The sequence below is a fragment of the Psychrobacter sp. Choline-02u-9 genome (assembly GCF_002836505.1).
GTDB lineage: Bacteria > Pseudomonadota > Gammaproteobacteria > Pseudomonadales > Moraxellaceae > Psychrobacter.
Genome location: NZ_PJBF01000067.1, coordinates 1 through 16,546 on the forward strand (window position 1 = coordinate 1; position 16,546 = coordinate 16,546).

15 protein-coding genes are annotated in these 16,546 nt (G+C 40.0%); 7 read left to right on the forward strand and 8 right to left on the reverse strand.

All coding sequences use genetic code 11. The features are described 5' to 3' along the window. Positions 1 to 94: 94 nt before the first annotated feature. Together lspA and CXF69_RS13710 are read left to right on the forward strand one after the other, a co-directional pair. Positions 95 to 802, forward strand: a complete 708-nt coding sequence (gene lspA, locus CXF69_RS13705) for a signal peptidase II (protein ID WP_045448075.1) — start codon at positions 95 to 97, stop codon at positions 800 to 802. A gap of 245 nt (positions 803 to 1,047) precedes the next feature. Then, positions 1,048 to 1,410, forward strand: coding sequence for a DUF3817 domain-containing protein (locus tag CXF69_RS13710; RefSeq protein WP_087813587.1), 363 nt, complete (start codon positions 1,048 to 1,050; stop codon positions 1,408 to 1,410). Between the two features lie 865 nt (positions 1,411 to 2,275). Here the strand turns inward: CXF69_RS13710 and CXF69_RS13715 are convergent. Next, positions 2,276 to 2,863, reverse strand: coding sequence for a recombinase family protein (locus CXF69_RS13715; protein WP_101204374.1), 588 nt, complete (start codon positions 2,861 to 2,863; stop codon positions 2,276 to 2,278). 393 nt (positions 2,864 to 3,256) lie between these two features. On the opposite strand from CXF69_RS13715, the gene CXF69_RS14370 reads away from it, so the two are divergent. The 3 genes from CXF69_RS14370 (at position 3,257) to CXF69_RS13725 (ending at position 6,568) form a co-directional block, all read left to right on the forward strand. Beyond that, complete coding sequence (locus CXF69_RS14370) at positions 3,257 to 3,409, forward strand: hypothetical protein (RefSeq protein WP_166739250.1); 153 nt, start codon at positions 3,257 to 3,259, stop codon at positions 3,407 to 3,409. Between the two features lie 541 nt (positions 3,410 to 3,950). Next, positions 3,951 to 4,766 (forward strand): formate/nitrite transporter family protein, encoded by an 816-nt coding sequence (locus CXF69_RS13720; protein WP_101204375.1) that lies wholly within the window; start codon positions 3,951 to 3,953, stop codon positions 4,764 to 4,766. 83 nt (positions 4,767 to 4,849) lie between these two features. Beyond that, on the forward strand, positions 4,850 to 6,568 hold the full coding sequence (locus CXF69_RS13725) for a bifunctional protein-serine/threonine kinase/phosphatase (protein ID WP_101204376.1): 1,719 nt from the start codon (positions 4,850 to 4,852) through the stop codon (positions 6,566 to 6,568). Positions 6,569 to 6,590: 22 nt separating this feature from the next. On the opposite strand, the gene cynS is transcribed toward CXF69_RS13725, so the two are convergent. The 6 genes from cynS to parA all read right to left on the reverse strand — a co-directional run bounded on the left by cynS (position 6,591) and on the right by parA (position 14,373). After that, complete coding sequence (gene cynS, locus CXF69_RS13730) at positions 6,591 to 7,031, reverse strand: cyanase (RefSeq protein WP_101204377.1); 441 nt, start codon at positions 7,029 to 7,031, stop codon at positions 6,591 to 6,593. 371 nt (positions 7,032 to 7,402) lie between these two features. Beyond that, positions 7,403 to 10,504 (reverse strand): HsdR family type I site-specific deoxyribonuclease, encoded by a 3,102-nt coding sequence (locus tag CXF69_RS13735; protein WP_102083186.1) that lies wholly within the window; start codon positions 10,502 to 10,504, stop codon positions 7,403 to 7,405. Next, on the reverse strand, positions 10,497 to 11,660 hold the full coding sequence (locus CXF69_RS13740) for a restriction endonuclease subunit S (RefSeq protein WP_101204379.1): 1,164 nt from the start codon (positions 11,658 to 11,660) through the stop codon (positions 10,497 to 10,499). The genes CXF69_RS13735 and CXF69_RS13740 overlap by 8 nt, the downstream gene beginning before the upstream one ends. Then, a complete protein-coding gene (locus CXF69_RS13745) occupies positions 11,657 to 13,198 on the reverse strand; it encodes a type I restriction-modification system subunit M (RefSeq protein ID WP_101204380.1) in 1,542 nt (513 codons plus the stop codon). The genes CXF69_RS13740 and CXF69_RS13745 overlap by 4 nt, the downstream gene beginning before the upstream one ends. A 323-nt stretch (positions 13,199 to 13,521) precedes the next feature. After that, the gene (locus CXF69_RS13750; protein WP_025652656.1) at positions 13,522 to 13,731 is read right to left on the reverse strand and encodes a plasmid partition protein ParG; all 210 of its coding nucleotides are present in this window, start codon (positions 13,729 to 13,731) and stop codon (positions 13,522 to 13,524) included. Positions 13,732 to 13,734: 3 nt separating this feature from the next. Then, on the reverse strand, positions 13,735 to 14,373 hold the full coding sequence (gene parA, locus CXF69_RS13755; RefSeq protein WP_101204381.1) for a ParA family partition ATPase: 639 nt from the start codon (positions 14,371 to 14,373) through the stop codon (positions 13,735 to 13,737). 349 nt (positions 14,374 to 14,722) lie between these two features. Between parA and CXF69_RS13765 the strand changes: the two genes are divergently transcribed. Continuing rightward, positions 14,723 to 14,947: a helix-turn-helix domain-containing protein gene (locus CXF69_RS13765; RefSeq protein ID WP_025652654.1), complete on the forward strand. Its 225-nt coding sequence runs from the start codon at positions 14,723 to 14,725 to the stop codon at positions 14,945 to 14,947. A 156-nt stretch (positions 14,948 to 15,103) separates the two neighbouring features. Then, complete coding sequence (locus tag CXF69_RS13770) at positions 15,104 to 15,379, forward strand: hypothetical protein (RefSeq protein ID WP_101204329.1); 276 nt, start codon at positions 15,104 to 15,106, stop codon at positions 15,377 to 15,379. Positions 15,380 to 15,567: 188 nt separating this feature from the next. On the opposite strand, the gene CXF69_RS13775 is transcribed toward CXF69_RS13770, so the two are convergent. Continuing rightward, entirely contained in the window at positions 15,568 to 16,524 is a 957-nt protein-coding gene (locus CXF69_RS13775) for a hypothetical protein (protein WP_101204328.1), read from the reverse strand. Positions 16,525 to 16,546 lie beyond the last annotated feature (22 nt).

Sequence of the window (16,546 nt, forward strand, 5' to 3'; positions counted from 1 at the left end):
GTTCCTCAATTCTATACAGCCCCTAATAGTCGTATACTAAAAACATATACGTTTAACATTGTTCATTGTATAAACACAGATAAAGAAAACAACTATGACTGAATCTACCGACAGATTAGATAGTACTAAATTGAATAGCGTTGAATCGGCTAGTACTAATATTGCTGACAATAAAGTACCTATAGCTGTGAGTAGTACTCATCAATCAATTGACTCTAAAACCATGAATCATACGCCTAAAGCTATGTACGTAACCTCAGGCAACTCGATAACACCTAAAGGTAAGTTGAATAAAATGCCAAAAATGGTTGCCAATGGCAGTCGCGCTTTTATCTGGTATTTGTTGGCGATAATGGTATTAATACTTGATCAATGGACTAAGTGGTTGGCCCAAACCAAATTAGCGTTCAATGACCCCGTACCGGTCATTGAACCATTTCTCAACTGGACACTCGCTTATAACTATGGGGCAGCATTTAGCTTTTTAGCCGACGCTGGCGGTTGGCAGAAATGGTTTTTCTCAGGCTTAGCTTTTGTAATGGCTATCTTTTTAACGGTTTATTTAATCAAAGCGCCACGTGCAGCCAAGCTATTGTCCATGGGGTTAGCCTTAATGCTCGGTGGTGCGATTGGCAACTTAATCGATCGTTTAAGAATTGGTAAAGTGGTTGACTTTATCCATGTGCATTATGCTGATGTCTGGAATTATCCTATTTTCAATGTTGCAGATATAGGTGTCTGTGTCGGTGTCGCATTGATTATAATTGACATGATATTTTTAGAAAGTAAGCGTAATAAATAAGCACATTGATGCCGATTATCACAAACAAAATGAACTAGCGTCGTAGTCACTCTATACGGAAAAATACTTTTTATACTTGAGTATGTTTATAAAATGTGAACTGGAAGGTAATGTATGACTGGTATAGGTACTCACTCATTTTAGGTCTTAAAACCCAATACTTAAAAGCTCTGCGTAGAGCCATTATTATAGAGACATTGAATAATCCATAAATTCTTTATTGATAATAACAAAAGGAAAATATAGTGTCACAGGCTCAGCCAACTATTGAAAAAATTCACAGCCTTAGAAAAAAACAAGAGACCGCGTTAAAAAGTCTTACCCTTATAGGCTACCTAGAAGGCACCTCTTTCTTATTATTGCTCTTCATCGCCATGCCACTAAAATATATGCTGGATATTCCAGAAGGTGTGAAATACATCGGTATGGCACACGGTATTTTGTTTATTACCTATATCATAATACTTATAGGCTCAGCTATCAAAATGAAAATGCCTCTTTGGGCAATACCTGCGGGCGTACTCGGCTCACTCTTACCTTTTGGCCCATTTATATTCGATCATTTACTAAAAAATAACTTACAGAAAAGTGTAAGTAAAGAAGCCTAGAACAAGCTCTGCTACAAATGATACAAATGATACAAATGATACAAATGATACAAATGATACAAATGATACAAATGATACAAATGATACAAATGATACAAATGATACAAATGATACAAACGTATATTATTACTCAAGATTATTTTTCCTAACTAAATTACAAGCCGCCATCACTCATCATGGCGACAAATGAATAATATTGAGCAGAAATTAATCACAATAAAACTTTGATTCAGACCCAGTATGAATAGTCTTACACTCTAGTTACTTTTCCAACTTATCTTACATACTATCGACAAACCCGTCTTGTTTAAAAGCTAAACAGGTTTTGTCATCCGCGATGGATTTCCTGTTATCGTAGGGTATGCCTCAAAGGTACTACCTAATTAGGTTCACTTATCAACTAATAGACCACTTAAAATAGACTGATATGATGGAACTACTTTTGACAGACTACTTTAGGTGATTGTGTTTACTAAACCATATCTGAAGGCTTTCACCGAAAAGTAAGACGATAAGCGTGCTGAAAAAGAGTCTATACAGCCCGCTTTAGATTATGGCCATTCTCACTAAATATGATCATAAATACTCAAATACTCAAATACTCAAATACTCAAATACTCAAATACTCAAATACTCAAATACTCAAATACTCAAATACTCAAATACTCAAATACTCAAATACTCAAATACTCAAATACTCAAAATACTCAAAATACTCAAAATACTCAAAATATTGTCAAAAATAGCTTGAACTCTTGTCAACTGAATCGTTTTTACATGTCTTTACTTAAAACATTTTAAATACTTAATTTCAATACTTAGTGTTGAATAAAAAAGCTATACCTAAGCTGCTACTGATGACTAACTACTTTTTTAATACGCGATAAACGGTAGCTACCCCAACACCAACTGCCTTAGCTACTTCCTCTTTTGTCATATTGTTTTGACTGTTTAATTCTATAATACGATTATGTTTCGTTGTATTAGGCTTTTTACCAGTGGGCTTATAGCCACTGTTAGCCAATCCCTGCTTGATACGCTCTCTACGCTTGTCGTTATCAAGCTTTGCCATTGTGGCTAATAAGTCGATTAACATATCGTTGATCACCCTGAGAATATCCCCGGTCATACCTTCACTGACCGTATGCGTGGTTGGTAGATCAGCTACCACCAATCGTAAGCCCTTGTCTTTAATGCGCTGCTTTAAGATTGCAAAATCATCTTGAGATAGCCTGCTTAATCTATCCACACTTTCAACCAGTAGAATATCTCCTTCTTCAGCGTCATTGAGTAACAGAGTGAGTGCGGGTCTATCGAGCTTCGTACCACTGAAATGCTCAATATATTCAGCATAGCTATCATCGTAGCTTTTGCTAAAGCTAATCAAGTCAGATAAGGCTCTCTTAGCGTCTTGATCCTTAGTGCTTGCTCTCACATAAATACGAACGCTCATAACACTACCTCTATTATTTAGACTCAATAAATAATGTTCATTGATAATATCAAGATATTACTATCATTTAATAATAGAAACAAGTCTAATGATAGCTAGGTTATCGTTTGGGGGTTTTACTGTTAAGGTATAGGCTAATGATAGGAAAAAAGCACAGCAACCAGTCCTATAACTCTAAAGTCTGTTATAGATGGTTCCATATTAACAGTCTATTTTGAGTAGTCTGTTAATATGTTTGAAGGGTAAAATAACTGGTTTCCTTGGGGTATACCCTAAAAAACTTCCGCCAGTTGTCTGATTAAAATCTCCCAAGTTTAAGTGTACGGGATTGACAGCAGGGATCACAATATTCGGTATGGTGACTTCCGTGCTGCTCACAGGGGAAGGAGTGACGTGGTTGAAGATGCTGGCGATGATGTTGATATTGTCGGGGTTGTTGCTGGCAAATGTGGAGCTAAAGCTGGAAAGAAAGCGCCAGCCAATATAATGATGCCGGTGAGCCCCAGGTTTTTGCTAACAGTTTATATATGTCATTTGCTAACTTAAAAATCCTGATCGGATCAGCACTTAGCGGATGGTTTATCTCTGCGATGGGTAGTATTGATATCGTGATGCTGAGTTTTGCACTCGCTGTCATCGCTTTGATAAATATTGTTATAAAAGATAAAGTGTATTCTACTCAAATATCGTAGTAGTTAATGTTTTTTGGCCGTAGGGGTCAATACTTATGTAGTATCTGAGCTTGTTTAGTAACTACTATCGTGGTGCACCAATTAAGAGCTTATCGTATGAGGAGCACCGCTGAGGAGCACCGCTGAGGAGCGCCACTATAGCAATGCACCAACTAGGAGCTTCTTAAATAGAGAATACTGTTTGAGAGAATATAATAAGACAAGGTATAACAAAGTTATCCTTTAGAAGGTCCTAGGTCATAAAATGCCAAGACACCATAGTTAGAGAATTGTAAGACAAAATAGTTAGTTACGAAACCAGGTAATGACAATAACATTAGGATTGTCTCGTAACAATTGGCACACCTATTGCTTTAACTATATTGTTATTTATGAATCAACAATTGAGGTGTTAGATGGCTTACATTGATCCAAGCGAATTCACGACGAAAATGGTAGATTCTGGTGAGTCTAAGATGAGTATGTCAACCAGTGATACCTTAATCCGCGCCTTTATGGCAGGTGCAATATTAGCACTGGCGGCTTTCTTTGCGATTACAGTAACAGTGAATACAGGTAATCCGCTGGTAGGGGCATTATTGTTTCCGGTCGGGTTTATTATGCTATATCTGATGAAGTTTGATTTGCTGACAGGTGTATTTACACTTGTGCCTTTAGCATTACTAGATAAGCGTCCAGGCTGCGACATGAAGCAGTTATTACGCAATTGGGGGCTTGTGTTTTTAGGCAATTTAGGCGGAGCCATAACCGTGGCTTTTCTAGCCTCTTTTATCTTAACCTTTGGCTATGAGACAGACGGTGGCACTATAGCGGCCAAAGTAGGCACTATTGGAGAGGCTCGTACACTAGGTTATCAGTCTCACGGAACTTCGGGCTGGTTTACTATTTTTGTTCGCGGTATGTTATGTAATTGGATGGTTTCGATGGGCGTAGTAGGCGCTATGATTTCAACTTCAGCATCTGGTAAGATGTTTGCCATGTACATGCCAATCATGCTCTTCTTTTATATGGGTTTTGAGCACTCTATCGTCAATATGTTTCTATTCCCATTCTCAATGATTATGGGTGGTGATTTTACAATCGCAGATTATTTGATTTGGAATGAATTACCTACAGTACTAGGTAACCTAGTAGGTGGTCTGTTTTTTGTAGGTTTGCCACTGTACTTTACTCATGTACGAACTCGTCCAAGCCGCAAATTGGTTCAATGATAATAAATGAGTTGTGCTATTAATAGACCTCGCTTAGGCGAGGTCTATTATTGAGGGATCAATCTTAGCTTCTGGACATCACAATGACACAGAAAAAAATTTCGGTGAGTATTAGTCAGCATTCACAAGCAGGAATAGGAAAGCTGGTAAATCAAGACGCTCTTATCGCCTATGTGCCTGATGATAGTCTGTTGCAATCTAAGGGCGCTGTATTTGCCGTTGCTGATGGTATAAGTACTAGTCAATTTGGTGCAGAAGCCAGTCAAATAGCAGTGAGTAGTTTTTTAAATGATTATTTAGATACACCAGAGACTTGGTCTGTAAAGACATCGGGGTTTAAAGTATTACTGTCAATAAATTCATGGCTGGTTGCACAAAGTCGACAAGGCGGGCACAGCTTTAATCAAAATAAAGGCTATGTGTGTGCATTTGCTACCCTTATTATCAAATCGCGCACCATTCACATATTTCACTCAGGTGATGTCCGTGTCGTTATGCTACACAAGGGTATTATCAATATTCTCACTCAAGATCATCGTCAAGTTTATGATGATGAACGTACTTATCTAAGTGCAGCACTAGGCTTAGATGATCATATCCGTCTGGATTATCTAAACGTTGAAGCCCAGTTGGACGCAACCTACCTTTTACTAAGTGACGGTGTTCATGAATATCTAAACAACGATGATATCATTCAGACATTAGAAAAATTACCAAGTGCTACCTGTGCTCAAATCCTTTGTGAATTGGCTACTACAAAAGGCTCTGTAGATGATGCCAGTGCTTTAGTGATAAAAATTAATGATCTACCAGCAGAAGATAGAAGTGAGTTTTATAGGTATACCAAAGATCTTACGCCCATAATCTCGTTAGAAAAGGGAGCTGTAATTGATGGACTGCATGTTGTTAGACCACTCAGTAAAACGCCGCGTAGCCACACATACTTAGTCATAGATCAAAATGAAAGTTTATACGTCCTAAAAACGCCTTCTGCTGAAAAAAGTCAAGATGACACTCACATTGAAAGTATGCTTATGGAGGAGTGGGTGGCAAGGCGTCTAAATAATGCTCATTTGATGACAGCGCCTAAGCTAAAAACGCCACGTTCAAAACTATATACTCTAAGCCACTATGTTGAAGCTCAAAGCTTAGCTCAATGGATGGAGGAGCATCCAAAACCGAGCCTTAATCAAGTACGATCTATCATTCAGCAAATTGCAACTGGATTACAAGTCATGCACCGCGCCGAGGTGATTCATCGTGATCTAAGACCAGAAAATATCTTGATAGATGACAAAGGGACGGTCACAATTATTGATTTTGGCGAGGTTAGCATCGCAGGTTTAGATAAGGTTAATGCTAACAATACAATACCAGGTAGTTTACAGTATACGGCACCAGAGTATTTATTAGGTGATGTAGGTACGGCAGGAAGTGATGTCTTTTCGCTGGGTATTTTAACTTATCAGATTCTAAGTGGTCAATTGCCGTATGGCCTGAAGGTATCTAATGCCTATAGCAAAAAGGCGCAAAATCAACTCAAAATTAGACCATTGTTAGAACTGGGCATACGTATACCAGAGTGGTCCGTTTATGCTATAAATAAAGCATTAGATATTGATCCAAAACGTCGCTATAAAGAAGTTTCTGAATTTATTTATGAGCTTAATAGACCAAGCTCAGATTTTAAACCTGATCATAATACCGCATGGATCGATCGCGACCCAGTGAGATTCTGGCAAAGCGTAAGCACTGCCTTATTAGTAGTAGTGCTTAGCCTGATTTTAAATGACTATTGGTAGCTCAATCGTATATTAGATCGAATTACCACGTTTTATAAGGTAAAAATTTACCATTGAGTACAATAACAACTCTATCCCCATTAGGATTTTCTTCTTTATCAATATCAATAGAGAAGTCAATTGCACTCATAATACCGTCCCCAAACTTTTCTTGAACCACCTCTTTGATGCTAGTGCCATAGATACCAACTGCCTCATACAGTCTATAGACAAGTGGGTCTTGAGGAACATCACGTCCCCAACTTTTTGTTGGATATTCCATCAAAGTAGTCTTTGCTTGGTCTGTAAGCTCTAGCAACGAGCATAATTTACTAGCAGGTGCCTCAGGCATACTATTATTACCAAAACAAGCTGACGTCACCCAAACAACTCCCATTTCTAAATAAGCAGCAATATCTTCCCAGCTTAGAGCTTTCTCTTTTTTAGCCAAAATGATCGCTTCTGTTAATTCTTCGCGTGTCATACTCAATTACTCCGATAGTTTAAATTAAATGATGAAAATTAGGCTTTTGCGATGCAACTAATAAGTTGCAAGGATCGTGCCAGTTCAGGACAAATACCCAACGAGAAGCGACTAAATTCAGTCACTGCAAATGACTCTCACAACATCAAAGATTGCCATCAAATCATCGCTGATTGACAAGAAAAAAATCATACTACTAAGAAATAACGTCATTATTTTGCAAGACTTAGAAGCTAAAAGGTGGAGTTCTTAATCTGAATGTGTACGAGTGTAATGAACTACTAGGGGTACTGTGGCCCCTGCCGTCAAACCCATACAGTTTAACTTGGGTGTTTTCGTTACGCAGCATCTAGAGCACTCAGCCTAATCGATCACACTTTCCCACCAACACCTTTAAACTTCTCAACAAAAGCCGCCATTTTCTGAAAAACACTTTGTTTTTTAGTTAAGTATTGCGGATTAAGAGGGCTTAGCTTAGGTAAGACCTCATTTAGCTCCGTACCATTCTCACTGGCATACTCACGCTTTAAAGACGCCGTTATATAACGCTTAGCGGCCTCTTCATTAAGATTTTCAGCAGCAATCATATCTTGCGCTTCACGCTGCTGCTCTATTTGAGCAAAGTTGAAGAAGGCATCAATAATGCTGGATTTATCAGGGATGTTATCTAGGTTGGTTTTATTGATGAAATCTACCACCAGGCTTTCTTTAGCGCGATTACCAAGGCTTGCTCTAATTACACGACGTACTTCTTCAACTAAGGCGGACTTGTCCTTGGTATTCTTGTTATGCTCAAAAATCAGCTCAAGGATGTAATCAAGGTTAATCTCTTGAGACTTAAGAAGATCCACCTCAAAAACCACTTCATCCCAGTCAAGCGAAGACTCGCTTTGATCCTTGGCTGCTTTTTCACGGCGCAGCCAGTCACGTATGTCGTTGTACGTTGATCGATAGTCTTGTACTGTACGTTCAGCGGGTACATCGATGCTTTGCATGGCAGCAAGATCTTCATCAGTCAAATAGTGCTCAGCTTTGAATGTCTCAACTGCCTCATTATCAGTAATATCTATGCTTTGAAGCGCTTTTAGGCTCGCGAACTCATCATAGTTTTGTAAGATGTTCTCGACGCGTAAGTACTCGCCAAATAACTTAGCAAAGTCCTTTTTGTCCGCCTCTTTGACGATCTCATCAGGGTCAGGGAAGCGTTGCTGCAGCTCTTTAATCACCTCCAAATAGCCACGTCGTGCCTTGCCTGTCGCAATATCGGTAAAGCCTTCCAGATACTCCCTATAGCTTTTTTCTAACACCACGTTCTTAGTGTTTCTATCCCCAAATAAGGTGATGGCATCAATGGTCGCTTGCTCTAAGTCACGAAACGTCACGATGTTACCAAAGGTCTTAGTGGCATCATAAATGCGGTTAGTACGTGAGAACGCTTGCATCAGTCCGTGATAGCGAAGGTTTTTATCAACATAGAGCGTGTTTAAGGTCGGCGCATCAAAATCTGTCAGGAACATACCGACAACAATCAGTAAGTCCACATCCTGCTTAATGACGCGTCCTGCAAGATCACGGTAGTAGTTTTGAAAAGACTTACTATCTACGCCGTAATTGGTCTTAAACATCTCGTTGTAATCATGAATAGCACGGCTTAAAAACTCTTTGGCACTGCTATTCATGGCGGTAGGCTCAAAGCCTTCGTCAGCAATATCACCGATTGCATCTTGTTCTTCATTGGTAGCATAGGAAAAGATGGTGGCAATCTTTAAGGGCCTCTCACTGTCCTTTTGTAGCTGATTCAAGGTCTCATAGTAAGCCTTTGCTGCGTCCACACTACTGACGGCAAACATGGCATTAAAGCCTTTGCCGCTTCCTTTTAAGCGATGGGTTTTTTGCTTAAAGCTTTTTAAAACGTACTTTGAGATCTCTTCAATACGATCGGGGTGTAATAACAGCTGCTTGTTTTCAGCAGCTGTGAGTTTCTTCTCATCCTGTTCGCTCTCAATGGCTTGAAACTGCGGGCGTACATCATTGTAGTCCACCTTAAACTTCAAGACCTTCTCATCACGAATGGCATCAGTGATAACGTATGAATGCAGCTCATGGCCAAAGACACTGGCAGTCGTCTCTGCACCCAAGGCATTCTCTGGGAAGATAGGGGTGCCGGTAAAACCAAACTGGTAGTATTTTTTAAATTTCTTCTTTAAGTTCTTTTGTGCTTCACCAAACTGGCTACGGTGTGCCTCATCAAAGATAAACACCACTTGTTTATGATAAATGGGTAAGTCAGCCTCACCTTTGATCAGGTTATTTAGCTTTTGAATGGTGGTGACAACAATTTTATTATCGTCTTTTTCAAGGTTGCGCTTGAGTCCTGCGGTACTGTCGGAGCCATTAACGCTATCAGGGGAGAAGCGCTGGTACTCTTTCATGGTTTGATAATCAAGATCCTTACGATCCACCACAAAAAACACCTTATCAATAAAAGGTAGCGACGTTGCTAAGCGTGCAGCTTTAAAGCTGGTTAAGGTCTTACCTGAGCCTGTGGTATGCCAAATATAGCCGCCACTCTCAAGAGTGCTCCACTTCTTGGCTTGATAAGCACTGTTTATCTTCCATAGTATGCGCTCAGTAGCAGCAATCTGATACGGACGCATCACTAATGAGGTATTACTCACATCAAAGACGGTGTAATGCATCAGCACGTTTAATAGGGTGTTTTTTTGAAAGAATGTCGCGGTAAAGTCTTTTAAATCTTTGATTAAGGTGTTGTCTGATCTCGCCCAATTCATGGTGAAATCAAAGCTGTTTTTATTGCGCTTGGTGGTATTGGCAAAGTAACGGGTATCGGTGCCATTTGAGATCACAAACAGCTGTAGGTATTTATATAAGGAGTTATCGGAGTTAAAGCTCTCTTTGCTATAACGATGTACTTGGTTAAATGCTTCGCGAATGGCGATACCACGTTTTTTAAGCTCAATTTGCACAAGCGGCAAGCCATTGACCAAGATAGTCACATCGTAGCGATTGGCTTGTGTGCCTTTTTGAGCAAACTGTTTAATGACCTGTACTTTGTTACGTGGGATGTTTTTTTTGTCCAGCAGGGCAATGTTCTGCAGGTGTCCATCATCAAAGGTGAAGTCATAGATATGGTCATCATGAATCTTTCGAGCTTTGTCCGTGATGTTATCACTAGGATTATCAAGATACTCCATCACAAAGCGCTGCCACTCAGCATCTGTAAACTGTACCTCATTTAAGATCTGCAGCTGTACACGTACGTTAGCAAGCATCGTTTCAGGTGAATTTAAACCAGGGACAAACTCATATCCCTGGTTTTGTAAGTCTTTGAGTAGTTCACGCTCTAGATCATCTTCAGTCTGATACCCCCCATCAGGCTGATCGCACTTGGTATATTTATTTAAAACGATGAAATTATTCGATTCAGCAATCGTTTTTATTTGTTCAGTCATGAGCTACTACCTCAGGCTTAGGGAAGCTTAACAGCAGGTCACGGTAATACTCGTATTGCTGCTGACGTAGCTCTATTTCACGCGGAAGGCCTTCAGTGAGTGATGTCGTTAAGGCGTCAAATTTATCGAGAATAGAAACGATACGCTTTTTTTCTTCCAGGGAAGGGTTAGGTATCTTGATACTATTTAAATTCTTTTGATTCAATTTTGGCTGCGCTGCGCCTGAGATATATGGAGTTAAATCAATGCTATTTAAATAATATTCAACGTACTTCCTTTCTGCATATGTTTCAAACTTAAGTACGTGTGCATGATTATTGACCCAATTCTTGCCGCTAATACTGAAGGCTATCGGCGTATTTCTTGCTATTAAATTTGCCCCATCTTCAGATACTAGCAAGTAATCACCATCAAAAATATAATCTTTAACATAGTCTACAATGCCCGATGCCCCATAATACGGAATATCGCCTGGTTCTCTTAGGCTACTAGTTATAGGCTTGCGCTTCGAATCAAGGTTCTCTGCAATATCACCCAATGGCATCCACTCAACCTCTCCCTCTTCAAACGTCAGCAACTTATCACGATAGTACGCATACTGCTGCTGACGTGCTGTAAGTTCTGCTGTAAGTTCTGCTGTAAGTTCTGTAAATGTGTCTAAAATTCGGACGATTTCGGCTTGGACGTTGAGGGGAGGAATAGGAACTTTTATTTTACGTAAGTTATCGTTATAAAGACGCTTTATAGTTCCACCTTCAGCAACATTCCAGTTCACTATTTGATAAAAGTAGTACAGGTATTTATTTAAAATTTCACTCTCATTATTTTCTATCCAAACAATATTACTATCTTGGAAATATGAATCCTGTCCATCAAATATTACTGTTCGTCCAATTGTGCCGCTTGCAGAAATTAAAACCTCACCAGCTTGGGGGTAACTGTATTTAGTCTTGTACTCCTCAAATAGCTCTCTAGTAATATAAGCATCAGGCTCTTTTCCAAAAGTTCCTATCTTATAAAATGGAACATCTCCCTTACTGGAAGTTTGATGTTTTAAAACTCTTTTACACATACTTACCTTGCCAATATCACCCAAAGCTTCCCATTCAACCTCAACCCCATCAAGTAGCTTTTCCATATAACTTAAGTGACTCATGCCTCAATCTCCGCAACGATTTTATCGATATCAGCACGCAGCTTATCAATCTTAGCAACTGTCGTTTTAAGTTCGCTATTTAAAGTTTTAATATCAACAACCTCACGCGTATCTTCTGCTTCTACGTAAGCACTTACCGATAAGTTATAGTCATTTTTAGCAATAGCGCTGTTATCAACGCTTGCAGATAAATAATCCGTATCTTCTTTAGTATCAAACAACGTCATGATCTGCGCGATATGCGCATCAGTCAGTACGTTAGTATTCGTCTCTGACTTAAACAGCTTACTGGCATCAATAAACTGCGTCTTACCCTCTGTTTTGTGCTTGGATAGCACCAAGATATTAACGGAGATACTGGTTCCAAAGAATAAGTTGGGTGCTAAGGAGATTACCGTCTCTACATAGTTATTATCTACCAAATACTGACGGATCTTTTGTTCAGCACCGCCGCGATAGAATATCCCAGGGAAGCAAACAATAGCGGCGCGGCCCTTACTCGATAAGTAATTTAATGCATGAAGCACAAAGGCAAAGTCCGCCTTTGATTTAGGAGCCAATACCCCCGCTGGTGCAAAACGCTCATCATTAATTAAGGTCGGATCATCACTACCAATCCACTTCACTGAATACGGCGGGTTAGAGACAATCGCATCAAAGGGTCTATCCTCCCCAAAATGCGGATCTAGCAGTGTGTTACCCAGCTTGATATTAAACTTGTCGTAGTTCACGTTATGTAAAAACATATTCATACGCGCAAGGTTATAGGTGGTGTGGTTAATCTCTTGACCAAAAAATCCCTCTTCAATGATGTGATTATCAAAGTGCTTTTTAGCTTGCAGCAATAAAGAGCCAGAGCCTGCAGCTGGATCGTAGATTTTATTAACCGTTTCCTGCTTGTACATGGCAATTTGTGCAATCAGCTTAGAGACACTTTGAGGGGTGAAGAACTCACCGCCTGATTTACCCGCATTGGCCGCATAGTTTGAGATCAGATACTCATAAGCATCGCCAAATAGATCAATCTCACTGTCCTCAAACTGATGCAGCTTAAGGCCCGCTACCCCTTTTAGCACCGCAGCTAATCGAGTGTTCTTATCCGCGACCGTATTACCTAATCGGTTACTGGTGGTATCAAAATCAGCAAACAGACCCTTAATATCAGGCTCAGACGGGTAGCCATTGGCCGAGCTTTCAATCTCTTTAAAAATAGCGGCCAAATCCGTATTTAAGTTCTCATTTCTATGCGCATTGTCCGCCACGTTAGCAAACAACTGACTTGGGTATATGAAATAACCCTTGGTCTTAATCGCATCGTCTTTAATATCAGCAGTAATCACCTCATCCAAAAGAGCGGCATAATTAACGCTCTCATCCCCCGCTTCAATATAACTAGAGAAGTTCTCACTGATAAAGCGGTAGAACAAAGTCCCTAACACATACTGTTTAAAATCCCACCCATCGACTGAACCACGAACCTCGTTTGCAATTTGCCAAATTTGTCGATGCAGTTCCGCACGTTGTTGGGTACTTGTCATGATAAAAAATCCTATAGGAATAATGATGGGGCTAGAAGCCCCTTATGTTTTGTGTAACTTAAATCGTTATTGAGTACGCTTTGATTAAGGACAATATACCTTAGCACTGCTAACCGTTTTTGGTTCTATTATATGGTGCTGATATAGGAAACAGTGCTTGTTTTGCCATGGGCATTTTCTTTACAGCTTGCTTCTGCGTCTGGCTTAAGAAAACAAGCATCTGATGATACTAGTAAGGTGCACAGCGTTCGACGATATATGTAATTTTTTGAGTTTTTTATACATATCCTTTTTATAGGTATAGAAAAACGAATTTTTTATACCTATCGCTCAACCAATTTTTCCTCAATCATTTCAGTCAACAACTCAGTCACCGTTTTTCGGCTTTCAAGCGCGTACCGCTTGAGCGCAATGTGTTTATCTTCATCTAAATTAAAATTCACGCGTACCGTCTTTTTGGGACTGTCCGTCACATCCGATAAAGCCAATTGATCCTTAACGTTCTTACTAGGACGACCTGCTGATAAACTCATGGCTTACTCCTCACCAAAAAATATTTGAATCTCACTGACCAATGCGGTTATCTCTTGTATCGCATTGCTACTAGGCGATTCGGTATCAAATACTGTCTTACCAAGGGCAGCACTATTAGGATAAGCAACTCGCTGCATCACTCTGGTCTCTAATACCGGAATATTATAATCAAGCAGCGCGGTTGCAACCTCTTTACCAATATTGGTATTTTGAATGGCGCGTGAGACAACAAAGGCTGCCTTTAGTTGGCCATCCATCATCTCAATACGCTGCTGCACTAAATCAACCAAATCGCTGGTCGCCCAGATATCATAGGGGCTCGGCTGCACCGGAATCAATATAAAATCAGCCGCTTTTATAGCAGAAATAGCCAGACTAGTAGCTTGCGGCGATCCATCGATCACCACATAATCTTTTTCAGAGACGTTTTTTAAATCTTTATCAAGTGTTGGTCTGTCGAGCCCGATCACTGGTACCGGATTGTCTTCATCAACCGCTCTCCAGTCACGCGCACTGCCCTGCTGATCGCTATCTACTAGTAGAACACTATGGCCTTTTAACTGTAAGCCACGAGCCAGATGCGTTGCGATGGTAGTCTTGCCGCTGCCACCTTTTTGATTTAATACCGCGATTACCTTCATAAATACAGATCCCTGTAGCATGCATTGAGTATATAAGTATATAAGTATATAAGTATATAAGTATATAAGTATATAAGTATATAAGTATATAAGTATAACTAAAAATGTACGTCACATCACTACTAATAGCAATACTTCATAGTAAAAATAGCATCGCCTTTTCTAACTAGCGCATATCCATCATGATAGACGTCCTGTATCAAAGACAGCATAATAAACTGCCTACTACTAGGTAAATTGCCGCTATTGGATATCAATTTGAGCTACTAAAAGGAATACTTTAGCCGCTCATATTCGTTATAATCCGCTCACCAATCAAAAACCACTAATCGTTAATGAGGAAACCATTATGGTGAAGTGTCACTTATCGACCATCATGGGCGAAAGACGCCTTAAAATTGCCGATGTCGCAAGAGATACTGGTATCAATCGTGGCACCATTACTCGCATGTATCATGAAGAAGCCACCCGAGTTGATCTAGATGTCATCGAGTCTTTATGCACGTATCTTAGAATCAATGTTGGTGATTTATATGAAATCATAAATGAGGACAGCAGTGAATCACCTGAGTGAACACCTTCGCTCATAAGACATTATCACCTTTAAAAGTATAAAAAGACCTATAGAAGGTCATTTTCTCTTGCAATAGATTAAAATATAGGTATAATTTGACCTGTAGTAAGTCATTTTATCCATTATTTATACACAATAATCTACAGGAGAATACCAATGAATAACAATCTATCTCGGCTCAACAGCTGCGCTTGGTTTAGTGAACAGACTAAAAATTTAGCCTCTAAGCTGTTATTCAGCTTACAAGTACAGCAAGGCGTACAACTGGCATCATTACTTGGTGTTGACGCTATTCTTTATAATGATGAAGCGATTTATGTCTGGGTGCAACGACAGATAGATGACGGTCTTATGATTGATGATTATGCGTTAAGTACCCTTGAAACTGCTTTTATAGAGTTGGTCACAGCTCATACTGACCAAGCAGCCTAGTCACTTTAGCTTATATTTACAGACTTCTTGTTTAACAAGAAACAATAACCCTTAAAGCCAGATAAAGTGTCATTATCTGGCTTTTTAATATAGACAAAGATAACGACAATCAAACAAGCCTTTTTTCAGTCTTATATGTTTCAGAAGACGCACTTTTGGGCAATATAGCTCGCTATTACCATACGTCTTTACTCAGTCGGCTTTGCACGCGGCACCCCAGCTATTTTATAATAAACAAAGCCTCTCTCATCTCTCAAAACACTCTTACTGTCTGCTCTAACGCACCAGCTGATTGCATCAGGCTGCTCTTTATTAACATCACAAGCCAAAATAAACTGCGCACTTTGAGCATTATTAAAGGCCTGTTTCCAACCCGTTTCAAGCTCATCGATGCCGCGCTGTAGCTCTGCTTGCTGGTATTTCATCTCTGCAATCTCATCAAAGCTTGGCACATACCAAAATACCAGGGCCACCAAACTTATTATCACAGCCATCGTACCCGCTGCGACAGCGGCTGCAATCCTTTTAATACTCATAGTCTCAATGGACTTATGAATTTTGTCCAAGTCTTTACTAGCTCTACCCTCGACCTGCTCAATCCGCGTTTTGGTGGTGGTCTCAAAGGTCTCAATATCTTCAATAATCTGCTTATGACCAGCTTGGTACTGATTGGTGAATAGGGCTAGATTGTCAGCGCTTGCGCCAAGCTTGTCAGCCACCGCTTGCATGGTACTGATTTGTACCTCTATGCTATCGTTTTTAGCAGTGACGACCGACTCTACAGCCGTATCAATCTGCTGTTTCATATCGGTGATGATGCCCGCTATTTTGTCATCATAACGACGCGGCATCTCATTGTCAGTAAAAGCAGTCACTGCCGCTTGTAGCTGCTTTAACACGAGTTCTTGATACTGGCTCAATGCCTGCGAAGTCGTGCTTGCGCTACTACCTAATTCTTCAATGGCAGAAGACACCTCATTCACCTTGCTATCAATACCGCTAAGCGAACGCTCAAGCCGCCTCGCTACCGCATCATCGGCTCGCTTAATCAGCTCACGCAAGGCCCCAATGACCGGAGTCAATGAAGTCACTAGGTTAACAAGTTGATCGTGTATGTCTTGCTCATTGCTATTGTCTTTATTCATGGGGTACTCATTATTATAATGC

What these genes read in the sequence shown, in the direction of transcription:
- lspA (WP_045448075.1), top strand. Translation starts at nt 95, where the DNA reads ATGACTGAATCTACCGACAGATTAGATAGTACTAAATTGAATAGCGTT.
- CXF69_RS13715 (WP_101204374.1), bottom strand. Translation starts at nt 2,863, where the DNA reads ATGAGCGTTCGTATTTATGTGAGAGCAAGCACTAAGGATCAAGACGCT.
- CXF69_RS13720 (WP_101204375.1), top strand. Translation starts at nt 3,951, where the DNA reads ATGGCTTACATTGATCCAAGCGAATTCACGACGAAAATGGTAGATTCT.
- CXF69_RS13725 (WP_101204376.1), top strand. Translation starts at nt 4,850, where the DNA reads ATGACACAGAAAAAAATTTCGGTGAGTATTAGTCAGCATTCACAAGCA.
- cynS (WP_101204377.1), bottom strand. Translation starts at nt 7,031, where the DNA reads ATGACACGCGAAGAATTAACAGAAGCGATCATTTTGGCTAAAAAAGAG.
- CXF69_RS13735 (WP_102083186.1), bottom strand. Translation starts at nt 10,504, where the DNA reads ATGACTGAACAAATAAAAACGATTGCTGAATCGAATAATTTCATCGTT.
- CXF69_RS13740 (WP_101204379.1), bottom strand. Translation starts at nt 11,660, where the DNA reads ATGAGTCACTTAAGTTATATGGAAAAGCTACTTGATGGGGTTGAGGTT.
- CXF69_RS13745 (WP_101204380.1), bottom strand. Translation starts at nt 13,198, where the DNA reads ATGACAAGTACCCAACAACGTGCGGAACTGCATCGACAAATTTGGCAA.
- CXF69_RS13750 (WP_025652656.1), bottom strand. Translation starts at nt 13,731, where the DNA reads ATGAGTTTATCAGCAGGTCGTCCTAGTAAGAACGTTAAGGATCAATTG.
- parA (WP_101204381.1), bottom strand. Translation starts at nt 14,373, where the DNA reads ATGAAGGTAATCGCGGTATTAAATCAAAAAGGTGGCAGCGGCAAGACT.
- CXF69_RS13765 (WP_025652654.1), top strand. Translation starts at nt 14,723, where the DNA reads ATGGTGAAGTGTCACTTATCGACCATCATGGGCGAAAGACGCCTTAAA.
- CXF69_RS13770 (WP_101204329.1), top strand. Translation starts at nt 15,104, where the DNA reads ATGAATAACAATCTATCTCGGCTCAACAGCTGCGCTTGGTTTAGTGAA.
- CXF69_RS13775 (WP_101204328.1), bottom strand. Translation starts at nt 16,524, where the DNA reads ATGAATAAAGACAATAGCAATGAGCAAGACATACACGATCAACTTGTT.